The sequence below is a fragment of the Bradyrhizobium sp. 40 genome, assembly GCF_023100925.1.
Taxonomy (GTDB): Bacteria; Pseudomonadota; Alphaproteobacteria; order Rhizobiales; family Xanthobacteraceae; genus Bradyrhizobium.
In genome coordinates, this window is the sequence record NZ_CP064688.1 from 3,652,215 (window position 1) to 3,677,456 (window position 25,242).

At 64.1% G+C, this 25,242-nt stretch carries 34 protein-coding genes; 14 read left to right on the forward strand and 20 right to left on the reverse strand.

The features are described 5' to 3' along the window. Positions 1 to 151: 151 nt before the first annotated feature. A complete protein-coding gene (locus IVB40_RS17725) occupies positions 152 to 409 on the reverse strand; it encodes a hypothetical protein (protein ID WP_247289802.1) in 258 nt (85 codons plus the stop codon). A 247-nt stretch (positions 410 to 656) separates the two neighbouring features. Between IVB40_RS17725 and coaD the strand changes: the two genes are divergently transcribed. The 5 genes from coaD (at position 657) to queA (ending at position 3,868) form a co-directional block, all read left to right on the forward strand. Further along, positions 657 to 1,151 (forward strand): pantetheine-phosphate adenylyltransferase, encoded by a 495-nt coding sequence (gene coaD, locus IVB40_RS17730; protein ID WP_247819444.1) that lies wholly within the window; start codon positions 657 to 659, stop codon positions 1,149 to 1,151. A gap of 41 nt (positions 1,152 to 1,192) precedes the next feature. After that, positions 1,193 to 1,756, forward strand: a complete 564-nt coding sequence (locus tag IVB40_RS17735; RefSeq protein WP_027567049.1) for a peptidylprolyl isomerase — start codon at positions 1,193 to 1,195, stop codon at positions 1,754 to 1,756. Between the two features lie 8 nt (positions 1,757 to 1,764). Then, positions 1,765 to 2,190, forward strand: coding sequence for a hypothetical protein (locus IVB40_RS17740; RefSeq protein WP_027567048.1), 426 nt, complete (start codon positions 1,765 to 1,767; stop codon positions 2,188 to 2,190). Beyond that, positions 2,187 to 2,651, forward strand: a complete 465-nt coding sequence (locus IVB40_RS17745; protein WP_007590736.1) for a peptidylprolyl isomerase — start codon at positions 2,187 to 2,189, stop codon at positions 2,649 to 2,651. The genes IVB40_RS17740 and IVB40_RS17745 overlap by 4 nt, the downstream gene beginning before the upstream one ends. 143 nt (positions 2,652 to 2,794) lie before the next feature. Continuing rightward, on the forward strand, positions 2,795 to 3,868 hold the full coding sequence (queA, locus tag IVB40_RS17750) for a tRNA preQ1(34) S-adenosylmethionine ribosyltransferase-isomerase QueA (RefSeq protein WP_027567047.1): 1,074 nt from the start codon (positions 2,795 to 2,797) through the stop codon (positions 3,866 to 3,868). A 114-nt stretch (positions 3,869 to 3,982) separates the two neighbouring features. On the opposite strand, the gene IVB40_RS17755 is transcribed toward queA, so the two are convergent. From IVB40_RS17755 to IVB40_RS17770, 4 genes are all read right to left on the reverse strand, one after another. Then, positions 3,983 to 5,020, reverse strand: a complete 1,038-nt coding sequence (locus IVB40_RS17755) for an aspartate-semialdehyde dehydrogenase (protein ID WP_027567046.1) — start codon at positions 5,018 to 5,020, stop codon at positions 3,983 to 3,985. Positions 5,021 to 5,239: 219 nt separating this feature from the next. Continuing rightward, complete coding sequence (locus tag IVB40_RS17760; protein ID WP_247819445.1) at positions 5,240 to 5,842, reverse strand: PepSY domain-containing protein; 603 nt, start codon at positions 5,840 to 5,842, stop codon at positions 5,240 to 5,242. A gap of 248 nt (positions 5,843 to 6,090) precedes the next feature. Beyond that, entirely contained in the window at positions 6,091 to 6,837 is a 747-nt protein-coding gene (locus tag IVB40_RS17765; protein WP_247819446.1) for a TetR/AcrR family transcriptional regulator, read from the reverse strand. A gap of 133 nt (positions 6,838 to 6,970) precedes the next feature. Next, complete coding sequence (locus tag IVB40_RS17770) at positions 6,971 to 8,155, reverse strand: patatin-like phospholipase family protein (RefSeq protein WP_247819447.1); 1,185 nt, start codon at positions 8,153 to 8,155, stop codon at positions 6,971 to 6,973. A 227-nt stretch (positions 8,156 to 8,382) separates the two neighbouring features. Here IVB40_RS17770 and tgt point away from each other — a divergent pair, with 227 nt between their 5' ends. After that, positions 8,383 to 9,531 (forward strand): tRNA guanosine(34) transglycosylase Tgt, encoded by a 1,149-nt coding sequence (gene tgt, locus IVB40_RS17775; protein WP_247819448.1) that lies wholly within the window; start codon positions 8,383 to 8,385, stop codon positions 9,529 to 9,531. Between the two features lies 1 nt (position 9,532). On the opposite strand, the gene IVB40_RS17780 is transcribed toward tgt, so the two are convergent. Next, positions 9,533 to 9,751, reverse strand: coding sequence for a hypothetical protein (locus IVB40_RS17780; RefSeq protein ID WP_247462271.1), 219 nt, complete (start codon positions 9,749 to 9,751; stop codon positions 9,533 to 9,535). A gap of 222 nt (positions 9,752 to 9,973) precedes the next feature. Here IVB40_RS17780 and cysK point away from each other — a divergent pair, with 222 nt between their 5' ends. Together cysK and IVB40_RS17790 are read left to right on the forward strand one after the other, a co-directional pair. Next, positions 9,974 to 10,951, forward strand: a complete 978-nt coding sequence (gene cysK / locus IVB40_RS17785) for a cysteine synthase A (protein ID WP_247819449.1) — start codon at positions 9,974 to 9,976, stop codon at positions 10,949 to 10,951. 3 nt (positions 10,952 to 10,954) lie between these two features. Beyond that, positions 10,955 to 11,197 (forward strand): BrnA antitoxin family protein, encoded by a 243-nt coding sequence (locus IVB40_RS17790; protein WP_027518078.1) that lies wholly within the window; start codon positions 10,955 to 10,957, stop codon positions 11,195 to 11,197. A 75-nt stretch (positions 11,198 to 11,272) separates the two neighbouring features. Here the strand turns inward: IVB40_RS17790 and IVB40_RS17795 are convergent, their stop codons facing one another. Continuing rightward, on the reverse strand, positions 11,273 to 12,694 hold the full coding sequence (locus IVB40_RS17795; protein WP_247819450.1) for a caspase family protein: 1,422 nt from the start codon (positions 12,692 to 12,694) through the stop codon (positions 11,273 to 11,275). Between the two features lie 204 nt (positions 12,695 to 12,898). Continuing rightward, the gene (locus tag IVB40_RS17800) at positions 12,899 to 13,774 is read right to left on the reverse strand and encodes a DMT family transporter (protein WP_247819451.1); all 876 of its coding nucleotides are present in this window, start codon (positions 13,772 to 13,774) and stop codon (positions 12,899 to 12,901) included. A gap of 151 nt (positions 13,775 to 13,925) precedes the next feature. Between IVB40_RS17800 and IVB40_RS17805 the strand changes: the two genes are divergently transcribed. Then, on the forward strand, positions 13,926 to 14,324 hold the full coding sequence (locus IVB40_RS17805) for a RidA family protein (protein WP_247819452.1): 399 nt from the start codon (positions 13,926 to 13,928) through the stop codon (positions 14,322 to 14,324). Between the two features lie 52 nt (positions 14,325 to 14,376). Here IVB40_RS17805 and IVB40_RS17810 read toward each other — a convergent pair whose 3' ends face one another. The 3 genes from IVB40_RS17810 to IVB40_RS17820 form a co-directional block, all read right to left on the reverse strand. Then, positions 14,377 to 14,922, reverse strand: coding sequence for a hypothetical protein (locus IVB40_RS17810; RefSeq protein ID WP_247819453.1), 546 nt, complete (start codon positions 14,920 to 14,922; stop codon positions 14,377 to 14,379). After that, complete coding sequence (locus IVB40_RS17815) at positions 14,867 to 15,211, reverse strand: hypothetical protein (protein ID WP_007590760.1); 345 nt, start codon at positions 15,209 to 15,211, stop codon at positions 14,867 to 14,869. The genes IVB40_RS17810 and IVB40_RS17815 overlap by 56 nt, the downstream gene beginning before the upstream one ends. A 198-nt stretch (positions 15,212 to 15,409) precedes the next feature. Next, positions 15,410 to 15,997 (reverse strand): formyltransferase family protein, encoded by a 588-nt coding sequence (locus IVB40_RS17820; RefSeq protein WP_027567035.1) that lies wholly within the window; start codon positions 15,995 to 15,997, stop codon positions 15,410 to 15,412. Positions 15,998 to 16,186: 189 nt separating this feature from the next. Between IVB40_RS17820 and IVB40_RS17825 the strand changes: the two genes are divergently transcribed. Together IVB40_RS17825 and IVB40_RS17830 are read left to right on the forward strand one after the other, a co-directional pair. Further along, a complete protein-coding gene (locus IVB40_RS17825; protein WP_247359399.1) occupies positions 16,187 to 16,474 on the forward strand; it encodes a hypothetical protein in 288 nt (95 codons plus the stop codon). A gap of 338 nt (positions 16,475 to 16,812) precedes the next feature. Beyond that, positions 16,813 to 17,049 carry a hypothetical protein gene (locus tag IVB40_RS17830; RefSeq protein WP_247435618.1) on the forward strand — a complete coding sequence of 79 codons (237 nt, stop codon included), beginning with the start codon at positions 16,813 to 16,815 and terminating at the stop codon, positions 17,047 to 17,049. Positions 17,050 to 17,052: 3 nt separating this feature from the next. Here IVB40_RS17830 and IVB40_RS17835 read toward each other — a convergent pair whose 3' ends face one another. The 4 genes from IVB40_RS17835 to IVB40_RS17850 form a co-directional block, all read right to left on the reverse strand. Continuing rightward, the gene (locus IVB40_RS17835; RefSeq protein ID WP_027518070.1) at positions 17,053 to 17,355 is read right to left on the reverse strand and encodes a hypothetical protein; all 303 of its coding nucleotides are present in this window, start codon (positions 17,353 to 17,355) and stop codon (positions 17,053 to 17,055) included. A 93-nt stretch (positions 17,356 to 17,448) separates the two neighbouring features. Further along, entirely contained in the window at positions 17,449 to 19,497 is a 2,049-nt protein-coding gene (locus IVB40_RS17840) for an acetoacetate--CoA ligase (protein WP_247435625.1), read from the reverse strand. Between the two features lie 118 nt (positions 19,498 to 19,615). After that, positions 19,616 to 19,843 (reverse strand): hypothetical protein, encoded by a 228-nt coding sequence (locus IVB40_RS17845; protein WP_027567031.1) that lies wholly within the window; start codon positions 19,841 to 19,843, stop codon positions 19,616 to 19,618. 161 nt (positions 19,844 to 20,004) lie between these two features. Continuing rightward, positions 20,005 to 20,226 (reverse strand): hypothetical protein, encoded by a 222-nt coding sequence (locus IVB40_RS17850; RefSeq protein ID WP_027567030.1) that lies wholly within the window; start codon positions 20,224 to 20,226, stop codon positions 20,005 to 20,007. A 141-nt stretch (positions 20,227 to 20,367) separates the two neighbouring features. Between IVB40_RS17850 and IVB40_RS17855 the strand changes: the two genes are divergently transcribed. Both IVB40_RS17855 and IVB40_RS17860 read left to right on the forward strand, forming a co-directional pair. Continuing rightward, positions 20,368 to 21,477 carry an AI-2E family transporter gene (locus tag IVB40_RS17855; RefSeq protein ID WP_247819454.1) on the forward strand — a complete coding sequence of 370 codons (1,110 nt, stop codon included), beginning with the start codon at positions 20,368 to 20,370 and terminating at the stop codon, positions 21,475 to 21,477. Between the two features lie 114 nt (positions 21,478 to 21,591). After that, positions 21,592 to 22,011: an NUDIX hydrolase gene (locus IVB40_RS17860; protein WP_035961255.1), complete on the forward strand. Its 420-nt coding sequence runs from the start codon at positions 21,592 to 21,594 to the stop codon at positions 22,009 to 22,011. A 1-nt stretch (position 22,012) separates the two neighbouring features. Here IVB40_RS17860 and IVB40_RS17865 read toward each other — a convergent pair whose 3' ends face one another. The 4 genes from IVB40_RS17865 to IVB40_RS17880 form a co-directional block, all read right to left on the reverse strand. Further along, on the reverse strand, positions 22,013 to 22,303 hold the full coding sequence (locus IVB40_RS17865) for a hypothetical protein (protein ID WP_027567028.1): 291 nt from the start codon (positions 22,301 to 22,303) through the stop codon (positions 22,013 to 22,015). A 106-nt stretch (positions 22,304 to 22,409) separates the two neighbouring features. Next, positions 22,410 to 22,661 carry a hypothetical protein gene (locus IVB40_RS17870; RefSeq protein WP_247398185.1) on the reverse strand — a complete coding sequence of 84 codons (252 nt, stop codon included), beginning with the start codon at positions 22,659 to 22,661 and terminating at the stop codon, positions 22,410 to 22,412. Between the two features lie 111 nt (positions 22,662 to 22,772). Beyond that, entirely contained in the window at positions 22,773 to 23,015 is a 243-nt protein-coding gene (locus IVB40_RS17875; RefSeq protein WP_007590794.1) for a hypothetical protein, read from the reverse strand. Positions 23,016 to 23,335: 320 nt separating this feature from the next. Continuing rightward, on the reverse strand, positions 23,336 to 23,506 hold the full coding sequence (locus IVB40_RS17880; RefSeq protein WP_007590796.1) for a hypothetical protein: 171 nt from the start codon (positions 23,504 to 23,506) through the stop codon (positions 23,336 to 23,338). 487 nt (positions 23,507 to 23,993) lie between these two features. Here IVB40_RS17880 and IVB40_RS17885 point away from each other — a divergent pair, with 487 nt between their 5' ends. Beyond that, positions 23,994 to 24,656 carry a hypothetical protein gene (locus IVB40_RS17885; RefSeq protein ID WP_247819455.1) on the forward strand — a complete coding sequence of 221 codons (663 nt, stop codon included), beginning with the start codon at positions 23,994 to 23,996 and terminating at the stop codon, positions 24,654 to 24,656. A gap of 193 nt (positions 24,657 to 24,849) precedes the next feature. On the opposite strand, the gene IVB40_RS17890 is transcribed toward IVB40_RS17885, so the two are convergent. Further along, positions 24,850 to 25,209 (reverse strand): hypothetical protein, encoded by a 360-nt coding sequence (locus IVB40_RS17890; protein ID WP_155809614.1) that lies wholly within the window; start codon positions 25,207 to 25,209, stop codon positions 24,850 to 24,852. Positions 25,210 to 25,242: the final 33 nt, after the last annotated feature.

Consider the following 25,242-nt stretch of genomic DNA (forward strand, 5'->3'; position numbering starts at 1 on the left):
CCCTCGATGGGATCGCGCCCGACGGGTCATTCCGGCGGGCGCGAGCATCGGGCAGTCTGCGACGGGACGTCGCAAATATCCATGGGTCATCTTTGGGGTTTATCGTTGGGACTTATCGCGAGGATTCCTGACGCGAAACTGACACACCCCGCTACGGAGTACGGTTGGCGGTCACGAGACGAGCCTCGCGGATGTTGGCTTTGGTGCCGGCCTGACGAAGGCAGGACGCCTCGAAATTCGGCCAGGCCTGCTGCGAGCAGTCCTTGCCGATGGTGCGGATATCGAGCCGGTCGCTCTTGGCGAGCGGCTGCGGCACGCTCGCCTCGACGGTCGGGGCGAAGCCGGGCAGGAGGGTGAGGGCGGCAGCAACACACGCAGAAATGGCGATCGCCGAAAGAGCTTTGATCATGACAGTCCCCTGTGATGCGGCCGCTACGCCCAGTTGTGCGGCCCGTCGTTCGTTGGCCGGATTAGTAACCATGGCCAGTTTCCGGACGTCTTCGCGAACGTGGGAAATGGTTTCGTTCTCGCCCCGTTTTGTTTCGTGGCCCCCTCAGGACGAAACAATTCGGCGCATTCCGACACAGTTTTGCGGAAAAACCGCCAGGGAACCCGACCGGCTTGCCGGGCCGGGCCGGGCGCGGTAGGACGTGGCCATGCCGCGCATTGCCTTCTATCCAGGTTCCTTCGACCCCATCACCAACGGCCATCTGGACGTGGTCCGGCACAGCGTGTCGCTGTGCGACAGGCTCGTTGTCGCGATCGGGGTCCACCCCGGCAAGAAGCCGCTGTTCTCGACCGAGGAGCGGCTCAAGATGCTCCACGACGTCTGCGGGCCGGTGGCGGCCCAGGCAGGCTGCGTGCTCGAAGCCGCGACGTTTGACGATCTGTCGGTGACCTCGGCGCGCAAGCACGGGGCGACGATCATGATCCGGGGCCTGCGCGACGGCACCGACCTTGACTACGAGATGCAACTCGCCGGCATGAACGAGGCGATGGCGCCCGAGGTGCATACGGTCTTCCTGCCGGCTTCTCCCATGGTCCGCCCGATCACCGCCACTTTGGTGCGCCAGATCGCAGCCATAGGCGGGGATGTCTCGACCTTCGTCCCGCCGCTGGTTGCGGCCCAGCTCAAGGCAAAATTCGCCTGATAACGGCGCGTTTCCTTTCTCATCTCTGATCCGGAGTTGTCATGATCCGAATTCTCGCAGTTCTTGCCGCGGTTCTGTTCGCGGTGCCGGCGTTCGCGCAAACTTTGCCGGCCGGCCTCGACAAGGCCAACGCCATCGTCATCGACTCCACGAAGGGCCGCATCGTCATCAAGCTGAGGCCGGACCTTGCGCCCCAGCACGCCGAGCGCATCAAGCAGCTCGCGCGCGAGGGTTATTACAACAACGTGCCGTTCCACCGCGTCATGGACGGCTTCATGGCGCAGACCGGCGATGGTCAGAACTTCAACGGCACCGGCGGGTCGAAATATCCGAACCTGAAGCAGGAATTCTCCAAGGTGCATTTTGCGCGCGGCATCGTCGGCATGGCCCGGCGCGGCGACAGCGTCGACACCGCCAATTCGCAGTTCTTCATCATGTTCGCCGACGGCGGCAGCCTCGACAACCAGTACACCGTGATCGGCGAGGTCGTGCAGGGCATGGACGTCGTCGACAAGCTGAAGAAGGCGCCTCCCGGATCAAGCGGCGGCACCGTCACCGACCCCGACAAGATGGTGAAGGTGCAGGTCGCTTCCGACATCAAGTAGGAGAGGCGATGGCGCGCTGCGGTGGCAAGCTCCTGTTGGTTGCCGCGGTGCTGCTGCTCGGCGTCCCCGGCGCGGTCGCCGAGGACGCACAGGTCAACACCATCCAGGACATCTTCCGGCATCTGCGCACCTGCTGGAAGCCGCCGCCCGCCGCCAAGGCCCGCCCGATCGACATCACCGTCGTCGTGAGCTTTAACCGGGCTGGAAACATTCTGGGCCATCCGAGGATTACCTATGAATCCGCGGAGGCCTCCGACGATGACCGGCTGCAATACCGGATCGCGGTGATGGAGGCATTGCAACGCTGCACGCCGATGCCATTTACCGATGCGATGGCTGGCGCCGCTGCGGGGCGTCCATTCGCGATCCAGTTTCGCAACCGCAAATCTTCACCTGACAGGACTTCACCCCCAACCCAAGAGAGACGAGCATGAGCGCCACCGAAAACACACTGATCCTCGAAACCACGCAGGGCCCCGTCACCATCGAGATGCGGCCTGATCTGGCGCCGGGCCACGTCGCGCGCATCAAGGAACTCGTGCGTGAAGGCTTCTACGACGGCATCGTGTTCCATCGCGTGATCGACGGCTTCATGGCGCAGACCGGCTGCCCGCAGGGCACCGGCACCGGGGGCTCCGGCAAGAAGCTGAAGGCCGAGTTCAACAAGGAGCCGCATGTGCGCGGCACCACCTCGATGGCGCGCGCCGCCAGCCCGGATTCCGGCGACAGCCAGTTCTTTATCGTGTTCGACGACGCTCGCTTCCTCGACAACCAGTACACGGTGTGGGGCAAGGTCACCGAGGGCATGGAGAACGTCGACAAGATCAAGCGCGGCGAGCCCGTGCAGAACCCCGACAAGATCGTCAAGGCGCGAATGGCGGCTGACGCGGAGTAGGCGTTCAACCCTCATCCTGAGGCGCGCGGAACGCGCGTCTCGAAGGATGAAGGCCCCGCTGCTGCAGCCCGGCCTTCATGGTTCGAGACGGCGCTCCGCGCCTCCTCACCATGAGGGTCTGACTGTACGGCCGTGAGCACGCGATGCGCACCGACCTCTTCGATTTCGACCTGCCCGCCGAGCACATCGCATTGCGCCCGGCGAGCCCGCGCGACTCCGCGAAGATGCTGGTTGTCGACCACGGCACGCTGCGCGACCATATCATCGCCGATCTGCCGCAATGGTTGAGGCCGGGCGACCAGCTCGTCGTCAACGACACCAAGGTAATCGCGGCGCAATTGAAAGGCCGTCGCATTGGCCGCGAGACCGAGCCGAAGATCGAGGCAACGCTGATCAAGCGCCTCGACGGTTCGCGCTGGCAGGCACTGGTGAAGCCGGCCAAGAAACTCGCAGCCGGCGACCGCATCCGCTTCGGCAATGAGGGCAAGGTCTGCTTGCTTGGCCATCTCGACGCCGAGGTCGAGGCCAAGGGCGTGGAGGGCGAGGTGACGCTGTCATTTTCGTTCCACGGCCCGACACTGGATCAAGCGATCGCCGATCTCGGCAGCCCGCCGCTGCCGCCCTACATCGCCTCGAAACGTACCCCTGACGATCAGGATCTCGCCGACTACCAGACCATGTTCGCGGCGAATGAAGGCGCCGTTGCCGCGCCGACAGCCGGCCTGCATTTTACGCCGGCGCTGGAGCAGGCGCTGCACGCGCGCGGCGTCGGGATCAATCGCGTCACGCTGCATGTCGGGGCAGGGACCTTCCTGCCGGTGAAGGTGGACGACACCGAAGGCCACAAGATGCATGCCGAGTGGGGCACGCTCTCGGCCGAGACGGCGGAGCGGCTCAACACTGCGCGCAAGAACGGCGGCCGTATCATCGCGGTTGGCACCACGTCGTTGCGTCTGCTCGAAAGCGCAGCCAGCGAGGACGGCACCATTGAGCCGTTCGCCGCCGAGACGTCGATCTTCATCACTCCCGGCTACCGCTTCCGCGCCGTCGATGTTCTGCTGACCAATTTCCATTTGCCGAAGTCGACGCTGTTCATGCTGGTGTCGGCGTTCTCCGGCCTGGAGACGATGCAGCAGGCGTATGCACACGCGATCGCGACCGGCTATCGGTTCTATTCGTATGGCGATGCGTGTCTGTTGTTTCGGGCGCACGACTAATTTTGGCGGAGTAGGGTGGGCAGAGCGAAGCGTGCCCACCATCTTTCGTGGATGCGCGAGAGAAGTGGTGGGCACGGCGCTTGCGCGCCTTTGCCCACCCTACCGCACCGTCCGTTACGCCATCACCCGCTGTGGCAACAGCTCCGCGATCTGCACCGCGTTGAGCGCAGCGCCCTTGAGCAGCTGGTCCGCTGCCACGAAGATCGAGATCGAATGCCCGGAGGGATCGCTGAGATCCTTGCGGATGCGACCGACCAGGACGTCGTCCTGGCCCGAGGCGTCGATCGGCATCGGAAAGTAGTTCTTGGCGCGGTCGTCGACGATCCTGACGCCCGGCGCTCGCGCCATGATGGCGCGGACCTGATCCTCGCTGATCGGCTTCTCGCATTCGAAGGTGATGGCCTCGCAATGAGCCCGCAGCACCGGCACGCGCACGCAGGTGACGCCGATCGCGATCTTGTCGTCCTCGAAGATCTTGCGGGTTTCGTTGATGACCTTGGTCTCTTCGTCGTTGTAGCCGGTGTCAGGGTCGATCGCCGTGTTGTGGTTGAAGAGGTTGAACGCGTAGGGATGCGGCATCACCTTCGGCGTATAAACCTGCCCGTTGAGGTTGGCGCGGGTGGACTCGACCAGCTCGTCCATTGCGGCAGCGCCGGCGCCGGAGGCCGCCTGGTAGGTCGAGATGATCACGCGCTTGATGCGGTTGCTCTGGTGGATCGGCCACAGCGGCACCAGCGCGGTGATGGCGGCGCAGTTCGGGTTGGCGATGATACCCTTGTGGTCGCGGATGCGGTTCGGGTTGATCTCGGGGATCACCAGCGGCACGTTCGGGTCCATGCGGAAGGCGGAGGAGTTGTCGACGACGACGGCACCCGCCTTGACCGCGATCGGCGCGAACTTCTTGGAGATGCTGCCGCCGGCCGAGAACAGGGCGATGTCGACGCCTTCGAAGGCGCGTTCGGTCAGCTGCTCGATGACGACGCTTTGCCCACGGAACGACACCGTCTTGCCGGCCGAGCGGGCGCTGGCCAGCGCCTTGAGCTTGCCGACGCGAAAGCCGCGCTTGTCCATGGTGGCGATGAATTCGGCGCCCACCGCACCGGTGACGCCGACAATCGCAACGACGGGATCGTTACTCACTGTGTCCTCCATTGATTTGAGAATTCAGACAACAAAAAAGCCCCGGACCAACGAGGGCGGGGCTTCGGTAGAGTGATTGCGTTCTAGTCGACGACTACACGCGCACGCCTCCCCGGGCCCCGAAGGCCGTGGTGGTTTTAGTCGCGCGTTTGGTGGTCGTGAACATGGCGGGAGCTTATGCGGGAGAGTCTTGCGCCCGTCAATGGCTTTTCGGCGGGATTGGGGCTGCCGCTATTTGGTCCGGGCGCCCGGCGGTTCGAGGATGACCTCCTTGAGGTTGTCGCCACTGATGACGACGATCGCGAAATTCAGCCGGCCGCTTTCGCGCACCAGCCCGCCGCTGATCGCCTTGCCCGAGGCCGCGCGTTCGGCGACGTGCACGGCATCCGCAAGTCGGTGCTTGATGGCACCGAGCGCTGCGAGGTTGCTGCGATCGTCGAGGTCGAGCTCGGCGAGAGGGAGGGCGGCTTCCCCGCCGACGAGCTCGCCGGTCGCGGCATTGATGGTGTGGCGCCAGATCCGGTCATTGTGCAGGGTCTTCACCCGGTAGACCGGCACGCCGGAGGCTCCGTCGAAACTCACATCCGCCGTGGTGGCACCGGCGTGGCGGGCTTCCGCAATCGCCATGGCCTGGTTGATCGAGATCGACGAGCTGCGGAAGCGCTCGATCTCGCGACTGACCGCTTGGCGATCGGCCTCGGCGTCACCATCTGTGTCGCTGTGAAGCGTGGTCGGCGTGCCCGAGCTCACGATCGCCCGCGCCGGCGCGGCGAGGAGGAGTGCGGACAGGGTGATCGCGAGCAATCCCGAGATCCGTCGTTTGGCCGTCGTCATGCTCGAACCCCTCGGCCAGCGAGTGTGCCGGATGATCGTAAAGAATTTGCGGCCGACCTTGGGCATCGGTCGGCCGCTGAGCGTCGTGACGGGCTGTCCGCCGCGGCGATCGAGGCGGTGCGGACCTCTTTGGGGCTGGTGAAAAAGCGATCCGCATCGCCCTATAATTAAACCATACCGTATCGTTTTGTTTTGGTCAACGGCACGGCCGCGGGATCTCTAGGAAAGATCGCAACCTCACGGAATTGTCAGCGCGAGGGGCGCCGCCGCTGCGTGGTCTTGGCTGCACTCTGGCTGCCGTCCGCAGATCCCAGCGCGCCTGCCAGGAACAGCTTGATCGCAGCGCGCATGCGCTTTTCCGCGACCTTCATCTCCGGCGGCGTTCCAAACGTCGCCAGGCGATGGTTGTGACCGACGACGACGTCGAGAAACACTTCCGCCGCGATGGTGGTGTCGTCGACGTCGAGCGCGCCTTGCGCCACCAGATGGTCGAAGAAGCGCGCCGTGGTGGCGACGGCCTTGAGCCAGCCTTCCTCCTTGCCGAGCTTGGCGATGTCGGGGAAGTTGATGGCCTGCGACGTCATCATGCGGCTGAAGGCGACGGCATCGGGACCGCAGGTGAATGTCAGCATCTCGCGCCCGATCTCGACCAGCCGCTGCTCGACCGAGATGTCCGAGGCGCTGCTGAGCTTCGTCTCGGCGGCCGCGGACAGCGGTGCAAGCCATCGCGCGATCTCACGCCGCAGCACGGCGGCGAACAGGCCGCGCTTGTCGCCGTAACGGGCATAGACGGTGGGCTTGCTCACTCGCGCGGCTTCCGCGACCGCATCGAGCGAGGTGGCGTCAAAGCCGCGATCCAGGAACAGGCGGGTGGCGACCTCGATCAGCCGCTGATCGCGCTCGATCGCGGCGCTTTTCGTCGGCCGGCCGCCGCGCGATTTCGGCACCTCGCGCCGCTGAGCTGCCGGTCTGGTCCTGCTCGCAGTCAATCCCATGCCCAATGATTCCTGCGCAGTCGTGACATCAGTGATGCTCTATAACGCGCAGCAACGGGTGCGTCATGGCCAATCTGGCCGAATGGGCCGCATCGTCAACCGTCTCGGCACGGCCCCGTTCCTCAGCGAGCGCTCACGGAAGCGTCGAAGTCCAGGCCTGGCCCGAAGCCGCCTTCTCATATCCGTACTGATACAGCGCCCGCATATAGGCGGTGTCGAACCCTTCCGAGGGGGCCGCCGGATAATCGCGCGCGATGTAGGAGAGATGGAAGCCCAGGCGGTTGCGGCTGGCAAAATCATAGGTCGAGAAGATGATCGAGCGGGTTTGCGACTGGGTGATCGACGACAGGCTGCGTGAGGCGACGTCGATGGTGCTGTTGGAGACGAGCTCGAAATTGCGTTCGATCTTCTTGTTGACGAGGATGTAGATGTCCAGCTTCGCAGGGCCGGGCAGGCGACTGCCTTGGAAAAGCAGGGCTTCCGGCAGCGTCAGCACCGGGGCCGTCACGCCGCCGTCGACATGCATCTCCTGAAACCTGCGGCCCTCGCCTTCGGCGTCGATCATGATCGGCGGAAACACCAGCGGGATGCTGGCGGAGGCCGCCATCACGTCGCGAAACAGCTTGAGCGCCTCGGGCGTGCCGATCGTGGCGATCTTGCCCATGTCCCAGATCGCGGTGCGCTGGGTGTCGAGATCTGTCGTCACCACCAGCAACTTGCGCCCTTTGGCGTTTTCACGCGCGACCTGCGCCATGATCTCGGGCCCGACATAACGGGCGACGAGCTCGCGCAGCCGCGTGTTGCCGAACAGGCCGGATCCGAACAGCACGCGCATGATGCTGGGATCGCTCAACAGGCTCTCCGCGACGCCGCTGGTGTAGACCTCCTTCAGCGTGTCGTCATATCGCGAGCCGAGAAACGCAAAGGGTGCAATCAGGCCGCCGGTGCTCACGCCCGAGACGACCGAGAAGGTGGGACGGGTTCTGGCCGCGGTCCAGCCGTTGAGCACGCCGACGCCGTAGGCACCATCGGCGCCGCCGCCTGACAGCGCCAGGTAGGACTTGGTCGCGGTGCTGGTGTCCTTCTCGAAGCTGAATCTCGTGATGGGTTCGTCGGCGTAGCGCCGCAGGCCGTCGATATCGAGCACGCGCGATGTGCTGGCTTCAGCGGCCGTATAGGGCGTGCGGGGCAGGGAGGTGCAGGCGCCGAGCGCCAGGCTACACGTCAGGACCAGCCATCCGAACAGGCGGGCGCAGGTCTGCCTTGCCCAGCCATGCGAACTGCCGGACGTGTCAGTCGAATTTAAAGGGAAGGGCATTGTCGGTGGCTGGCGATCACGCATCTACCGCCGCCGGCAACATCGCCGCGGCAGCTCATCCAGCCCCGGGATAAAACTACACTGTATCGTTTTGTTCAACAAGCGTGGCAGGCGCAAATTTCCGTGTTCCAAATATTGGTGGCCCTGTCCCAATCCGATGCATAAGCCGGCCGATGCAGCGCCTGGGCGGGTTGATCGGCCCGCTCCGACACGCAATAAGCACCGTCATGAATCGTCCTGACACCGGTCTGCCCAATCATTTCGAACTGCTCGCCATGGATGGCGCCGCGCGCACGGGGCGCCTGACCACCCCGCACGGCGTGGTGCGCACGCCCGCCTTCATGCCGGTCGGTACCGCCGGCGCGATGAAGGGGATGCACTGGCGCGAGGTGCGTGAGGCCGGTGCCGACATCGTGCTCGGCAATACCTATCATCTGATGCTGCGCCCCGGCGCCGAGCGGATCGCAGCACTTGGCGGCTTGCAGACATTCACCGGCTGGAACGGGCCGATGCTGACGGATTCCGGCGGCTTCCAGGTGATGTCGCTGGCGGATTTGCGCAAGGTCAGCGAGCACGCCGTGACGTTCCGTTCGCATATCGACGGTGCCAAGGTCGATCTGTCGCCGGAGCGCTCGATTGAGGTGCAGCGTTTGCTAGGCTCCGATATCGCGATGCAGATGGACGAATGCGTGCGGCTGCCCGCCGAGCGCGCCGACATCGACCGCGCAATGCAATTGTCGCTGCGCTGGGCCGAGCGAAGCAAGCGCGCCTTCGAGAGCGCGCCCGATGGCTACATGCTGTTTGGCATCGTGCAGGGCGGCGACATACCCCAGCTTCGCCATGCCAGCGCGCAAGGCCTCGTCGAGATCGGTTTCCATGGTTATGCGATTGGCGGCCTTGCCGTCGGTGAGCCGCAAGCCGTGATGCTCGCGATGATCGACGAGACAGCGCCGCTGCTGCCGAGGGAGCGGCCGCGCTATCTGATGGGCGTCGGCACGCCCGACGACATCCTCGAGGCTGTCAAGCGCGGCATCGACATGTTCGACTGCGTGATGCCGACGCGCAATGGCCGGCATGGCGTAGCCTTCACACGCTTCGGCCAGGTGAATTTGCGCAACGCGCGCCACGCCGACGATCCCCGGCCGCTCGACGAAGAGAGTACCTGGCCATCGGCGCGCACCTACGCGCGCGCCTATTTGCATCATCTCGTCAAGGCGGGCGAGACGCTGGGTGCGATGCTGCTGTCCGAGATCAATATCGCTTACTACCAGTTTCTGATGCAAGGCATCAGGGACGCGGTCGCACAGGGAACGTTCGAGGAGTTCTATCGGCGTACGCGCGAGAACTGGGCGAGGGGCGACATCGCCCCGCGCTAGGTCAGTTGCAGAGGAAACGCTGCTTGACGGAGTGCTTGGTCACGAAGCCGTAGCCGCAATTGTCGCAGGTCCAGAGATAGCTGATCACGTGTTCCGACAGATACGCAGAACCTTCGGCGGCGATCATGGAGTCGGCGCAGACGGGACAGGTCGGCAACTCACTGCAACGCGGAGCGCGGTTCGGTGCGACGGTCGACAACACTTCAGCGACTGCTGACATCGTGGTGACCTCCCAGCTTTGAGACCTAAGTCTAACATAAGCAGAATCAGTTGACGAGGTCGCAACACAAATGCGTTGGTTTTCTGATAATTATTGCTCACGCGATTTTGCGATGCAGCGTATTTAACATGTGCCGCAATCTCGCTTGCGTGTCGCCGCAGGCTGTCTCTAACTGCGCAAGAGCTGCAACAGAAGCACATTCATAGCCACAGGGAGTTCATCATGGATGCTTCGTCCACCACGGGTGCAGCGCACCAACCCGGCCGCGGCCGGATCTATGACTCGATCGTCGATGCTTTTGGCGACACGCCGATCGTGCGCTTGCGCCGGCTTCCGGGCATGCACGGCGTGAACGCGACCATTTTGGCAAAGCTTGAATATTTCAATCCCGCCGCAAGCGTGAAGGATCGCATCGGCGCGGCCATGATCATCGCCATGGAGAAGGCCGGGATCGTCAAGCCCGACACCGTGCTGATCGAACCAACCTCCGGCAATACCGGCATCGCGCTGGCCTTCGTCGCCGCGTCGCGCGGCTATAGGCTCAAGCTGGTCATGCCGGAGTCGATGTCGATCGAACGCCGCAAGATGCTGGCCTTTCTCGGCGCGGAGCTGGTGCTGACACCGGCCGCGCAAGGCATGAAGGGCGCCATCGCTACGGCCGAAGAGCTGTTGAAGACGACGCCGAATTCGGTGATGCCGCAGCAGTTCAAGAATCTCGCCAATCCCGAGGTGCACCGCCGCACCACCGCGGAGGAGATCTGGAACGACACCGGCGGCAACGTCGACTTCTTCGTCGCCGGCGTCGGCACCGGCGGCACCATCACCGGCGTCGGCCAGGTGCTGAAGCCGCGCAAGCCCTCGCTGCGCGTGGTCGCGGTCGAGCCGGAGGAGAGCCCGGTGCTGTCGGGTGGCCAGCATACGCCGCACAAGATCCAGGGCATCGGTGCGGGCTTCGTCCCTGACATCCTCGATCGCTCGGTGATCGACGAGATCGTGAAGATCAACTCCACGACGGCGATTGAGACCTCGCGGGCGCTGGCGCGGCACGAGGGCATTCCGGGCGGCATCTCCTCGGGCGCCGCGATCGCCGCGGCCCTCGAGATCGGCAAGCGGCCGGAAGCTGCGGGAAAAACCATCCTGGCTGTAGTGCCGTCCTTCTCCGAGCGGTATCTTTCGACGGCTCTGTTTGAGGGAATCTAGGACATGGCGGATCAACCACCGAGGCGGCCGCGGACGTTGGGCGACGCCAGGACGGAGGCCGAGGCGGCGTTCAAGAAGGTGACGGCGAAGGTCGCCGCGGCGCCGCCAAAGCAGAACGTGGCGCCGGGGGTCAAGGAGCAGGTCACGCTGCGCATTGACCAGGACGTGCTCGAGCATTTCCAGGCCGGCGGGCCCGGCTGGCAGGATCGCATCAACGAGGCGCTGCGAAAGGCGGCGGGGAAGTAGGCGCCAAAGGTTTGGCTAATCGCAACGAAAAAGCCCGGCGCGAGCCGGGCTTTTGTATTTGCGGTTGGCCTCGCCTCAGCGGCGGAACATGCCGCCCATCATGCCGCCGACGACACCGCCGACGAAGGCTGCGCCGGCGTCGCCGCCGCCGCCGCGATGCTGGGCGGGTGCGCTCTGCGCCTGGGCCGGGGCACGTCGGGCCGGTTTCGCGCTGTCGTCGCTCGCAGTGGTCGGCGCGGAGGCCACGATCTCCGACAGCAGGGCCTTGTGCTGGAGCTTGTTGAGATAGCCGCTCGATGGATAGCCACGTGCCGCCTGCCAGCGCTTGAGCACCGTACGGGTGTCCTCGCTGAACGCCCCGGTGACCTTGGTGTCGAATCCAAGTCCGGTCAGGCGGCGCTGCACGTCGCGGCGCTGCCCCTTGTCGAGGCCGATCTGGTCCTCGGTGAGCTGGCTGGCGTCGTCGGTGAAGGTGGCAGGATCGACACCGGCGTTGAGGTTGCGGGTCGTCGTGGACGGGCCGCTCTTGATTGCCGCGAGCCGCGCCAGCGCCAGTGCCTTGAACTGGCCGTTCGGGTAGGTGGAGAGGTAGGCGTTGAGCTCTTCGGGCTTGTTGCTCTCCTTGACTGACCGCCAGTATTCGAGCTCGACACCGTCCGAATTGCCGCCTGTTGCCGCGGGCACGACGCCAGCAGCCGTCGGTGCCGCATTGGCGACCTGGGTCGTCGGAGCCTGGTTGAGATAGACGGCGCCGATCAAATTGGTGTGGCCCCAGGGCAGCTGACCCTTGTGGGTCTCCTCGTTGACCTGGGCGCGGACCGACGTCATTGCCTGCTGGATCTCGATGCCAGGCTTGGTGATGTTGTCGATCAGCGCACGGGTGAACGGGCTGTTGTTGCCCTCCTGGCCGTCGAGCGCGGTCTGGCCCGGACCGGTGGCGAACGCGATCAGCGTGCCTTCGCCGGATTTCATCTCGGCAAGACCGCTCTGCACGTTGACGCTGCGGGTCGCGGAGTTCGACTTGATCTTGGCGGCGAACGGATTGTCGCGGCAGGCGTCAAGGAAGACCAGCTTGACCTTGGCGTCGCCCATGGTCTGCTCGAGCGTCAGATCGATGTTGATGGCGGCTCCGAGCTTGACGTCCATCTCCGACTTGATGTCGGCGTCGACAGGCAGAAGATAGTTGGAGCCGCCGACCGCGATGCCGTGACCGGCATAATAGAACACTGCGACATCGGAGCCCTGCGCCTTGCGGCCGAAGTCCAGCAGCTTCTCCGTCATCTGGTCGCGCGAGAGGTTCGAACCTTCGATCACCTCGAAGCCGACATTGCGCAGCGTTGCCGCCATCGCCTTGGCGTCGATCGGCGGGTTCGGCAATTGTGCGACGTTCTTGTAGGCGCCGTTGCCGACGACGAAAGCAACACGGCGGTCGGCCTTCGCGGCACTGACCGACAGTACCATGCACATCAGCGACGCGAGGAGGGTGAGAGTGCGCATCTGGAATCCCCAACAGAATCGAAATTGCAGGCAGCAACAGATTGGCAACGAACTTACACGAAGTGCCCGATTTGGCGCCACCAAAACGGTAGTTCGTCGCGTTCAACCCGCTGCTGTGTGGCAGAATGTGCACGATGGAAGGCCCCTCCAACGTGATCTAAATCACACGGCCACTATGTTTTGTCGCGCGAAGCGGCGCGAGGTTCAGCGTGCGCGGGCGGGAACCGGCGAAGCCGGCTTCAAGTTCAGGAGATTGCCGCAGAGGATCAGCGCCGCGCCGAGCACGGTCCAGGAGTCGAGCCGCTCGGAATAGATCAGCCAGCCGACGGTGGCCGTGAGCGGAACCCGCAGAAAGTCCATCGGCACCACGATGGTCGCATCCGCGTACCGGAGCGCGCTGGCGAGGCAATAGTGCGAGAATGTGCCGCAGACCCCGATAACGAACAGCCAACCCCACAGGGAGGCCGACGGCCAGGTCCAGACATAGAGCGTCGGGAGCAGACCCACGACCATCTGCACGACGATCATCCAGAACAGGATCGACAATGCGCTCTCGGTCCGGGTCAGTGATTTCGCCAATATCATGGAGATGCTGAAGCCGATCGCGGCTCCCAGCGCGATCAGCTGGCCCGGATTGATCTCGCCGGTGGCGGGCCGCACGATCATGACCACGCCGACGATACCGAGCACGATCGCGGCGATCTTCCAGACGGTCATGTGTTCGGACAGGAATGTTGCGGCCAGCAGTGCCGTCCAGATCGGCATGGTGAATTCGATCGCGACGACCTGGCCGATCCCGATCAGGGTCAGTGCGTAGAACCAGCCGAGCTGTGCGAAATAATGCACCCCATTGCGCGCGAGATGCTGGGGCAGGCGCTTGGTCGCGACCGCCTTGAAGCCACCGGACCGGTAGACGATCGGCAGCAGAAGCGTGAACCCGATCACCGAACGCACTTCCATGATCTGAAATACATTCAGCTCGCGCGTGGTCTCGCGCCCGGCGACCGCCATGACCAGCATCAGCGACAGCCAGCCCGCCATCCACAGGGCAGCCATCGTTTTGGACGGTGTGGTGTTCATCGGCGCAGGTTTGGGAGGCGAGGGTTCTGAGGGAGGGTCGGTATCGGCGACATCGTCGCCGTTTGCAACGGCCAAATCTGCCGGTGCAGCGATGCATGGCGGCGTGCTAAGGCATCACTGAACAACGAGAAAAATCGGGAGATATTCGCTCATGCACATCTTGCAGCCGGCCGAGTGGAAAAAACCGCGCGGCTTTTCCCATGGCGTCGCGGTCGAGGGGCCGGGCCGCTGGGTGGTGTTGGCCGGGCAGACCGGCGGCGACGAGACCGGCAATTACGCGCCTGACATGGCAGCGCAGGTCGGGACCGCGCTGAAGCGGGTCATCAAGCTCCTGGGCGAGGCCGACGCCGGCCCCGAGCATATCGTCCGCCTGACCTGGTACCTGACCAGCCGCAGCGAATATGAGGCAGCCGGGTCCGGCATCGGCGCGGTCTGGAAGGAAACGCTGGGGCGCAATTTCCCGCCCTCGACCTTGCTCTACATCGGCGGCCTCGTGGACGACCGGGCCAAGGTCGAGATCGAGGTCTCGGCGTTCGTGCCGGGCACATAAAAAATCGACCCGGCGAGATCGCCGGGTCGATTGTCAATCTACTTGTATCGGCTTAGCGCGACAGCGAGATGTTGGCGCCGCGGAACTGGCTATCGGCACGCATCGTGACGTTCTGCTTGTTGCCGGACGTCTTCAGCGAGATGTTGGCGTTGAAGCCGGCGGTGGAGGCGAGCAGCTCATAGTTTCCACCCGCGCCGCGGCCCGAAAGGGAGCCGCTGATATTGCGGCTGGCCTCGGACCAGCTGCCCGCGATGGCGCTGCCTTCAGCCTTGACGTTGGCGCCGAGGTTGAACTTGTAGGCGTCGCTGGCGCAGGTCAGAGACAATTCCATGGTCGGTCCGACCGGAGCGTATTTGGCCCGGCAGCGGATCCGCTCGGTCGAGCCGTCATCCAACGTGACCGTTCCCGAGCCGCTCCAGCTGCCTGCCAGCGGGGCAAACGGGCCCGACTGGGCCTTGCTCTCGGAATTGGCAATTCCGGCCGCAAACATGACGGTAGCCGCAATCAGGAGCCGCTGGCCCAGACCGCTGGTCACGATTCTTCTATTGGCGCGATGCTTCCCACCGCCCGCTGCACGGTATGCCTGCAGATGCTCCATTCCACTTCCCCGATCCGGCGTTGCCGCTGAGTTGACCGTTGGCATATGCACCATTGATCGAAACTTTCACAAGTCCCCCGCTGCCGATGGTGCCGGAAACGTTAGCGCCCGGCGCGGTGATCTTGCCGTCGGCAACCGTCAGCAAGGAGCTTGCGGTCGGCTCGCAGGAACCGCTCTTGGTGACGATGGTGACCTGCCAGTTGCCGTCATAGGGAGTCTGGGCGAAAGCGGGCGCGGCGAGGGTGAAAACTGAAGCGGCACAGAACGCCGCAATGCGAGCAAAACGCATAAAATCCGTCCTTGAATTTGTCTGATATGCTGACCCTTATTCGGGCCAAATGTGACGGAAATTTGGTGCGGTGCCAAATCGAAAATTGTTCCTGCGGGAACAATGGTTTATTTGGATTCTCGGCTGCAATTTTCGAAGCAGAATCAACGCCCCCTCACGTTAAGGGTAAACGTCGGGACAGCGACTCAGGAAAGGGCCTTAGGAAAGGCTTGGCGCCGAGGTCGCGAACTGCTCGTCCTGAGTCTTGGACGGCAGCGCCTTGTGGACCTTGGCATAATCGATCACGTCGGCCAGCAATTTGAGCCCGAGCGGGGCGAGCGCGCGCTCCCACAGCTCCCGCGCCGTCTCGCCCTTCTTGACGAAGCACCACTCCTGGGCCGCGATGGCGCCGGCGTCCATGCGGTCGGCGAGGTGGTAGATCGTGCCGCCGGCGATCGGGTCGCCTTCCTTGATGGTCCATTCCACGGCCGCCTTGCCGCGGTGACGCGGCAGCAGCGAGGGATGATAGCCGATCCCGCCCAGCTTCGCGGCCTCGAGCGCGTCCTTGCCGATCCGGGCGTGGCTGTGCGCGGTGACGATCAGATCGGTGTCGGGAGCGATCTCGGAGGCCACCACCAGCTTGGGATTGGCCTGGACCACGACCTCGATGCCCGCCGCCTTGGCCGTCGCGGCGAGACGATCCTCGGCGTCGGCCACCACAACCCGCACGATCGAGACACCGTGCTCCCGGAGCATGTTCAGGGTGGTCACGCCGAAATGGCGGGAGCCGACGAGGGTAATGCGCATGGGTGTCCGATCCGTCTCGCAACTGCGTCATCTCCCGATAACACGTCCGGACGTCCTGTCACCACCCGCACTGCGTTTGCGCCGGTTATCAACAATGCACCGAGCGAGGCTGCGCGATGAATTCCGCGATTGCGGCGTCGGCCGGTCCGGTGCTTCCATACGCGGATGGCATCGGCTCGGAGCGAACGCATGCGAAGCGCGTGGTTTGTCCTTCTCGCGGCCCTGGTCGCGACCCCTCCGGCGCGCGCCGGCGGACAGCCCTATCCGGTGGTTCCGCCTGAGGTTGGTGTGGCGCCCTTCATCGGTCCGACCTGGGACACCTATCGCTGCGCGGAAGGGCCGGTCATCAATTTCTATCACGGCGCCTATTACGGCCAGGAGCCGCCGGCACTCTATCGCGGCTACGCGTACCGGCCGCATTACCGCTACAGCGCCTACCGCAGGCTGCCGCGCAAATATTTCTGCGTCACAGACTAGCCGTGCCACGCCGCCACGGTCGGGTGGCGATTAGAGATAGGCCTGTTCCTGTGTTTCGTTTTTAACACAGAGATCCAGGATTTGCCGGTAGAACGTGGACCAACCGGGGCTGGCGACATTTCAACCCGTATCCGTTTTCGAACCCGGATTTGGCCGCTGGCATGATCGCCAGCGGCTTTTTCATGCGCGGCCATCACGAAATCATCTGACGGTAACATGATCTCAACCAGCTTGGCGTATCGACGAATCCGTCGCGGATTTGTATTGCGTACCGCGACACCGAGATCGTCCCGCCGGCGTGGGTGCGCCGTGCGGGCTTTTTCGCCGGGACCGATTTCATGCCGAGCGCGATTGAGCAGATCGTCGACGTCTATGTCCGGCTGAACAACCGGCGCGGCCTTGACGAGCTGATGATGCACAGACAGCGGCTTGCGGTCGATCTGAAGAGCAGGTCCGGCTACGACTTCAGCCTGCCGATCGGTCAGATCGACGAGGAGATCTCGATCATCGAAGCCGGCCTCAGCCGGCTCAAGTCAGGCGATATCGCTGCGACGGACGACGGTCAGCCAATTTGACGCTCAGTCGCGCCGGCCGCCGTCGATGACGGTGAACAACGGCCGTGCCTGAGTCGGCTCGACCAGCAATTCCTCCACCAGCGCGGTCGCCGCATCGACATATTTGCGCGTCGGCTTGTCGAGGGGGCGGGTGGCCTCATCGTCGAGCGCGACCTTTGCAGCCTCGACCAGCTTGCGCATTCGCGCCGCGTGGTCATCGCCCGCCGTCAGCGTTGCGCGGGCCAGCGAGCGCAGCACGAACAGCTCGCCCTCGAGGCGGAGCAGACGGTCGTTGAGCCTGGTGAGGACGGCGTTGAGGTCGGCCATGGCGCGCGTTCGTTTTCGGAAGATCCATCCTGCTCTAGCGGCGATCGGTGAACGGAGTCCAAACGGCATCGGCGCAATTGGGGCGATCTCCCCTCAGATCCCCCTCCGCGCCAGATAGTCGCGTGCAAAGGCAAGGTACCAGTCGAGGCAGGCGGGATTGGCCATCGCCTCCCGGTTGATGACCTTCTCGACGGGCTGGCCGAGCAGCAGCTTCTTGATCGGCAGCTCCTGCTTCTTGCCCGAGAGCGTGCGCGGGATCTCGGCGACCGCAAAAATCTCGTTGGGCAGGAAGCGGCGGGAGAGGCCTGCCTCGATCGCCTTGTTGATCCTCGCCCGCATCGCGCCGTCGAAGGCGACGCCTTCGCGCAGCACCACGAACAGCGGCATGTAGCTGTCACGGCCGAGATATTCGAGATCGACGACGAGGGAATCCAGCACCTCCGGCAACGCCTCGATCGCGGAGTAGAGTTCGCTCGTGCCCATGCGCAGACCATGCCGGTTGATGGTGGCATCGCTGCGGCCATAGATGATGCAGGAGCCGTCCGGGTCGACCTTGAGCCAGTCGCCATGCCGCCACACCGGCCCGCGGCCGCTGCCGTCGAAATTGTCCGGATAGGTCTCGAAATAGCTCGCGCGATAGCGCGCATCGCCCTTGTCGTTCCAGAAATAGAGCGGCATCGACGGCATCGGCTCGGTGCAGACGAGCTCGCCCACCTCGCCGATGACGGCGCGGCCCTGTTCGTCGAAGGCTTCCACGGCGGCACCCAGCAGACGGCACTGCATCGCGCCCGGCGTCTGCGGCAGTTCGCGATTGCCGCCAATGAAGGCGCCGGCGAAATCGGTGCCGCCGGAGATGTTGGCCCACCAGATATCGGCCTGCGCCTTGCTGCCGTTGATCTTCGCGAGCGCCGCGAAGCGGTCGTTGAACCAGGCTTGCGTGTCGGCGCTCAGCGGAGAGCCGGTCGAGCCGAGACATCGAAGCTGTGAGAGATCACCGGCGGCGGTGAGGTCGACCTCGGCTTTGGCGCAGTTGGCGAAGAACGCGGCGCCCGCCCCGAAGAAGGTCGTTTTGGATTGCGCGACGAAGCGCCACAACGTGGTCCAGTCCGGCTTGTCCTTGGCTCCGCCGGGGCTGCCGTCGAAGATGCAACAGGTGGTGCCGCTGAGCAGGCCGCCGATCTGGCTGTTCCACATGATCCAGCCCGTCGAAGAGTACCAGTGATAGCGCTCGCCGAACGAGTTCTCGTGGTAGGAGCAGCCGAGATCGTTGTGCAATCCCAGCAGCGCCAGCACCACGATGACGATGCCGCCATGGCCGTGCACGATCGGCTTCGGCAGACCGGTGGTGCCGCTGGAATAGACGATCCAGAGCGGATGATCGAACGGCAGCCACGCTGGCTCGAACGCGTCGATCGCGGCGCCCGTTGCTGCGACAATGTCGGAGAGCAGGGCGTCCGCCGCTGGGCGCGCGGCGGCGTCGCTGTGCAGAATGACGTGCTCGACCGTCGGCAGCGATCGCCGCAGCTCGGCGAGGACGTCTTTGCGATCGTGCCGGCGTCCGGCATAGGTGACTGCGTCGCAGGCGATCAGCACTTTCGGTTCGATCTGCTTGAAGCGGTCGATCACGGCGGGTGCGGCCATGTCGGGCGCGCACACGCTCCAGATCGCGCCGATGCTGGCGCTCGCCAGGAATGCGATGATGGTCTCGGGGATGTTGGGCAGATAGGCGGCGACCCGGTCGCCGGGCCTGATGCCTTTTTCTTTCAGATGCAGCGCGAGGGCAGCCGCCTTGCGCCGCAGCTCCGGCCAGCTCGTCTCGCAAAGCCTGCCGTCCTCGCCGGAACTGACGATCGCGGGCAGGCCGGCGGCGTCGGCCGCATCCACATGGCGGAACACCTGCCGAGCATAGTTGACCTGGGCGCCGGGAAACCAGACCGCGCCGGGCATCTTGCGCTCGGTGATCACGGCCGCAAACGGCGTTGGCGATTGCAGATCGTAATAGTCCCAGATGCTGCGCCAGAACCCGTCGAGATCGCGCACCGACCATTGCCGCATCTCCTCGTAGCTGGCGAAGGTAAGGCCGCGCTGTTCGGCGAGCCAGCCGCGGTAAAGGGCGATCTGGGGAACGAAGGGTGAGGTCATTGCGTGTCGGCTTCAGTTGCGGGGCGCGGATGTTAACCGGTGCCGCAGAGTAGCAGAAGCCGCAGTTCGGGCAGGCAGCGTTGACGGGAGTAGCTGGTCTGGGTCCGCTGGAAGCGGTCTACCAGCCCGCTCCGGCCCAGCGTCTTCCGAACACGGGTGGCTTGGCCTTCACCGCTTCCCAGCCGAAGAAATGATGCTTGCCGGACCAGGTGTGCACCACGCCGCTGCAGATGCTGCACTTGAAGCTGCCGGAATGCGCTTCGGCGTGCTCCTCCCTTGTCGCGGTGTAGTTCATGCTGCAACCCGGGCAGGTGAATTCTTCGATCGTCCAGATGCTATTGGCCATTGCACCGAAAGTGGTTTGGGGGACCTCGACGGAAGCCTAGGTGCCCGCCTTTGCAACGGCGTAAACCGGTCGGCTGAAATCCGGTTAATCGTCGTTAGCCAAGCCGGCATCCGGTTGCCGGCCTTGCCGGCGCGCTCGCCGCGCGCGGCGCTGTCGCAAGATCAATCGCCGGTCCGGTTGCTCCGCATGTCCCGGTCGATGCGCATCTGTACGCGCCTGATGGCGAGCAACGGCAGCCTGCCTTGCACGCGCCCGCAGCGGGCCCTGTCGCCGACGGCATAGGCGTAGCGCCAATAGCCCGGTGCCGCGTTTGGCTTCAGCGAAAAGTGCACGCCGCGGTGAATGCCTGCGTGTGCGACGGGCTCTCTGGGGCGGCGTGCCATCGTCTCGGAATGCCGAATGGCCCGATGCGTTCCTAATCACCGGCTCGGGCCGGCCCCGTCGCCTTGACGCCGGGTGCGCGGCTGGCAATAACGCTGGGCCGCGCAAGTGGCGGAACCCGCGTCAATGCCGCAAGGAAAGCCGTGCCCGTGAAAAGTCTGCGTCAGCTCCTGACGGGCGAGGACATCATCCAGCTCGTGATCCGCGTCGGCCTGCTCGGCCTGCTGATCATCTGGACCTTCCTGATCATCCGCCCCTTCGTGCCGATCCTTGCCTGGAGCGGCGTGCTCGCGGTCGCGTTCTACCCGGCCTTCAGCTGGGTCGCGAAGATCCTGGGCGGCCGGCCCAAGACCGCAGCGGCGATCCTGACCCTGATCACGCTCGGCATCGTCATCGGTCCTGCGACCTGGCTCGGCATCAGCGCAGTGGACGGCGTGCGCGAGCTGGCGCACCAGCTCGGCACCGGCGACCTCGCGCTTCAGTCGGCGCCGGAGCAGCTCAAATCGTGGCCGCTCGTTGGCCCCTGGCTATTCGATTTGTGGGAGCAGGCCTACAACAACATCCGCGCGGTGCTGCGCGAGGTGGCGCCGTATCTCCAGCCGCTGGCGGGACCGTTGCTTGGGCTCGCGGGTGACGCCGGTGTCGGCACGCTGCAGTTCCTGGTCTCGGTGTTCGTGGCCGGCTTCCTGTTTCCGCACGGGCCAAGGCTGGTTGCGGCCGGCCGCGGCTTCTTGTTTCGCATCGTGCCCGAACAGAGCGAGCATTTCCTGGGGCTCGCGGGGGCGACCATCCGTGCCGTGGCGCAAGGCGTGATCGGCGTCGCGATCGTGCAGGCATTGCTCGCCGGCATCGGCTTCAAGCTTGCCGCGGTGCCGAGCGCAGGCCTGCTCGCCTTCATCGTGCTGCTGCTCTCGATCGTGCAGATCGGCGCCTTCCTGGTGCTGCTGCCGGTGATCATCTGGATATGGACCGCCAAGGACGTCACCACCGCGCTGCTGCTCACCGTGTTTCTCGTCGTCGTCGGCTTCCTCGACACCATGTTGAAGCCGCTGGTGATGGGGCGCGGCCTGACCACGCCGACCATCGTCATCTTCGTCGGCGTGATCGGCGGCACGCTTGCCCACGGCATCGTCGGCCTGTTCATCGGCCCGATCATCCTGTCGGTGGCCTGGGAGATGATGATGGCCTGGATCAGAACGGAGGATCGGGCAGAGGCGGGGTCGAGGGCGGGGACAGCGAAGGGCAAGGGCTGACCGGGCGCCTCGAACGGCGGATCGGCCTGCCTGCCGGAGTCAATCAGACCTGGCGGCCTTAGCCCCGTGTGATCAAGGTCCACGGAACTTGTCTATCCGACTAGACAAGTTACCATGGGCTCGATTCTGTTCTCGATTACGGCGGACATGGCGAAGTCTTCCAAGCTGGTCGCCGCCAAGCGCGGCAAGGTATTGTTGGTCAGGCGCCGGTCGGACGGCCTGTGGATGTTCCCGGGCGGCCGCAAGCGCGCGCGCGAGTCCGACAAGGACTGCCTGCGGCGGGAGATCAAGGAAGAGCTGCCCAAGCTGAAGCTCGGCCGGATCAGCCTCTGGAAGGAAGTGACGGCCAGGAACAAGCGCTCCGGCCGCAAGATGAGCGACGCGATATTCATCGCCAAGGGCGCCAAGGGCAGGCTCGCGATCGGCGACAAGAACGAGATCGACCGCGCCGTCTGGCAGAAGCCGCGCGGCATCCGCCTGACGCCGACCTCGCGCTATATCCGCGACCGCCTGTTTCCGCGGAAGCGCGGGTGAGCTAGTCCCCGTCGTCCTCCGACGAGAGCTGTATCCGTCCGGTGTGGGCCCGCGAAAAATTGGCGCGCGGTTGCGGCGCGGACACCCTGGCCATTTCGGTTTCGCGCTGCTCCTTGCGAACCTTGCGCGCGCGCTTCATGGCCTGCTTGACCTGAGGGTTCGGTGAATCTTCCGCGAAGAACAGCACCACCTCGCAGCTCGGACATTGCCTGGAATAGCCGTCCTGCAACCGTCCCGCGCGGTCGCGGAACACGGTCTTGCAGCGCGTGCACTGAATCTGGACGAAACTCATGCGCGGTCGATCGACAATGACTGATGGAAATGGATCGTCAGATGATCCCAAATGTCTGAAGAAAGCTTGAACGCGTCCGGCACTTCAAGCCGCTTGAAACAGCCGCCTATTGCTTGGCCGCCATCGTGTCCAGGCAATGGTTGAGGTAGACGGTGCGATCCCTGGGCAGCACCTTCTCGAGATCTGCCTTCAGCGCGCATTCGCGCTGCCGCATCTGCTCGGCCCGCCGCTTCTCGGCCGCCTCGCGATATTCGGGAGCGACCTTGTTGGGATCGACGAGGGCCTGCGAGCGGGCGGGAGCCGTCACGGCGAGGGCAAGGGCGGTGATGACAATGAACTGTTTCAAATGAGCCTCCATTAAAAGGCTCATTCTAGCGCTCGGGCGCCGAGGGCTCAAACGGCAAATTCGCCGAGACACCCGGCAGCGAAGTTGATTTCAACTACCTGAAGTTGGGACGAGGGGAGGCCGTCACTTCGGGACGTGGTCGATCTTGTGGCCGAGATGCCCGGTGTCGTGATCGCGACGCAACTGGCTTAGCGATGTCTCGTTCAGCTGGTGCAAGACCTCGCTGAGTTCAGTCGTATCCGGATAGCCGGCGGCAAAACCCTTGCCGTAGATCTTGCGCAACGTACCGACCAGCGTGTTGCCGTGCTTCTTGCTGATCGCGCCATCCTTGTCGCGGTGGCGATGATCCAGGCCTGTGTCCTTCATGGCTTTCTCCCTGAGCGGCGTCTGCGCGCCTGGAGAGAGCGTGCTCCCAAACGAGTTGATTGGCAACGGCACGGCGCGCGGCAGTTGAGCCTCGGCAAAGCGTGGAAAGATCGAAGGACGTGTGAAGCAGTTCACAAACGATGGTCGGGATCGCTGCTACGAAGGCCTCATTGCTTCACCAATTGATATTTTGAAACGCCCCAGCGCTCCACCAGGCGCTGGGGTTTTCACGTCGATCACCGCAACGGCCAGAGCGCGCGGCGCGCGATCGGTCGGGTGCTTTCCGAATGATGCCGAAGATTGATGCCGAAGGCGGGCGGCTACGCGGCTTGCTCCTCGAACGAGGTGTAGACCTGGCCACCTGGACCAATCACCTGAACGCCCCAGCACCCGTCAGCAATAAGCTCCTTGGCCTTCTTGAGGGCGGCGGTGAGTGACAGCCGCTTGAGGCTGACGATTCCTGCCGTGTCGAAACCGCTGATTTCAAACATGCCGTTCCTCCCTGTTTTGTCGAATCCTACACTTTTTGAGCGGGTTGTCTCGCGGCTTTTGGGACAGGGGGCCCGGCGCAGGAGCAGGCGGTGGCCAAAATCGCGAAAACAACCCCATGCACAGTAGCTAAGTCCCGCTGGCGCAACGCTTTCTTTTTGGCACACGGCGGTCTTGCATCCGGCGGAGACGCCGTTGACTCGTCGGGCAAAACAGGGGTAGTTTGCCAAATTCGGAAAATCAGCTTCGGACCACGGCGACTTCCCGGGATCGGGAGGAGCTCTCGCGCCGGCCTGCGTGTCATGTCTGTCGCACGCCCCCGTAGTCGGCCGGGGTGGCGGGGTCTGCAGCAGGCCGCGGCCGCTAACGTGGAATTAAGCTGAAAAGCCCACAATTTTAGACAGTTGTAGATGGGTGCTGCGTAAGGGAGCCGTCGCGAGGACGTTCCGGCGACGGCTTCCTGTTGCTCGCTCATTTGGGGTCAATGCCATGACCACGACTTTCGAAACGCAAGGCCTTGTCGAACAGCTCGACCCTGCAGCACTGGCTGCGGCCATCGCGGCCGACGAACCCGCAAGCTTGGACGCTCCAGAACCGATCAAGCGCTCCAGCCGCACGTCGGTCATGGCGCTGTCGGTGTGTGCCCTCGCCATCAACGGCGCGGCGGCGATCTACACATGGCCGTCCGGCCTGCCATCGCTGAACCTGAGCAGCCTGGCGGATCTGCTACCGCGGCAAGAGGCTTCAGCGCCAAAGCCGGATCCGGTTGTCGCCGCCTTGAAGGATATTCAGTCGACCCAGCAGCAACACACGGCTTCGCTGCAGGAGAGCAACCAGGCACTGCAGCAAAACGCGGCTGTGCTGCAGGCGGATTCCATGGTGCTGCTTTCGCTGCGACAGAGCATCACGGACGAACGCGTCGATGTGAAGAAGGTATCTTCGCAGCTGTCCACGCTGATTGCGAAGATCGACTCGCTGCAAAATGCCTTGATGTCGGACGTCACGTCCTCCGTTCGAAGAGCGCATGCGCGCTACGGACTGTCCGCAGCGATCCGCAAGCGGCTCGCCCGGCAGTCCAAATCTGTAGGTCCCGTTTCAGTTGGAGGAGCGCCGCTGAGCGTGCCTGCTACAGTTTCGGCCCCGGAGAGCTGAAGATAGGGCCAGGCAAGTCACCTGGGACCAAGTGATCTGGGACCATGTCCGCGCTCACTTGGCGGGCTCACGCGAGCGGGGCTTTTGCCCGACTTGGAATTACGGAATGCAGGTGACAGTGCAGTCCGGCACCGTCACCACGGATCCGAAGAAGCGATTATTAGGGGCCCGCGGGCTTACCCCGAGGGGCCGTTCAATAGTAACGGCGCCGTGGACGGCGCTCGTAATAATCATCGCCGTAATAGCCTTGCCGGCCCTGTTGAAACTGCGGCGGAACCGTTCCGTTCGGGTAGCACTGGCCGTCGCGGGTATCGATATCGGCACCGTGTCCGCAAGGAACGGGATAGTGGCCAGAGCCTCTGCCGCCACCATAGTATTGCCGTGCGGCCTGTTCTTGCGGCGGCAAGTAGCCGTTGGGGTAGCACATGCCGTCGCGGGCGCCGACGTCCCAGCCGTTGCCGCACGGCGGTGGGTGTACAGGGACACGGTATTGAACCTGATGAACCTCACCGAGCTGTAGAGCCAGCAAGGTTGCGACGACTGCACCGATCATCGGATCTTCTCCCAATCGCAATATGCCTACGAC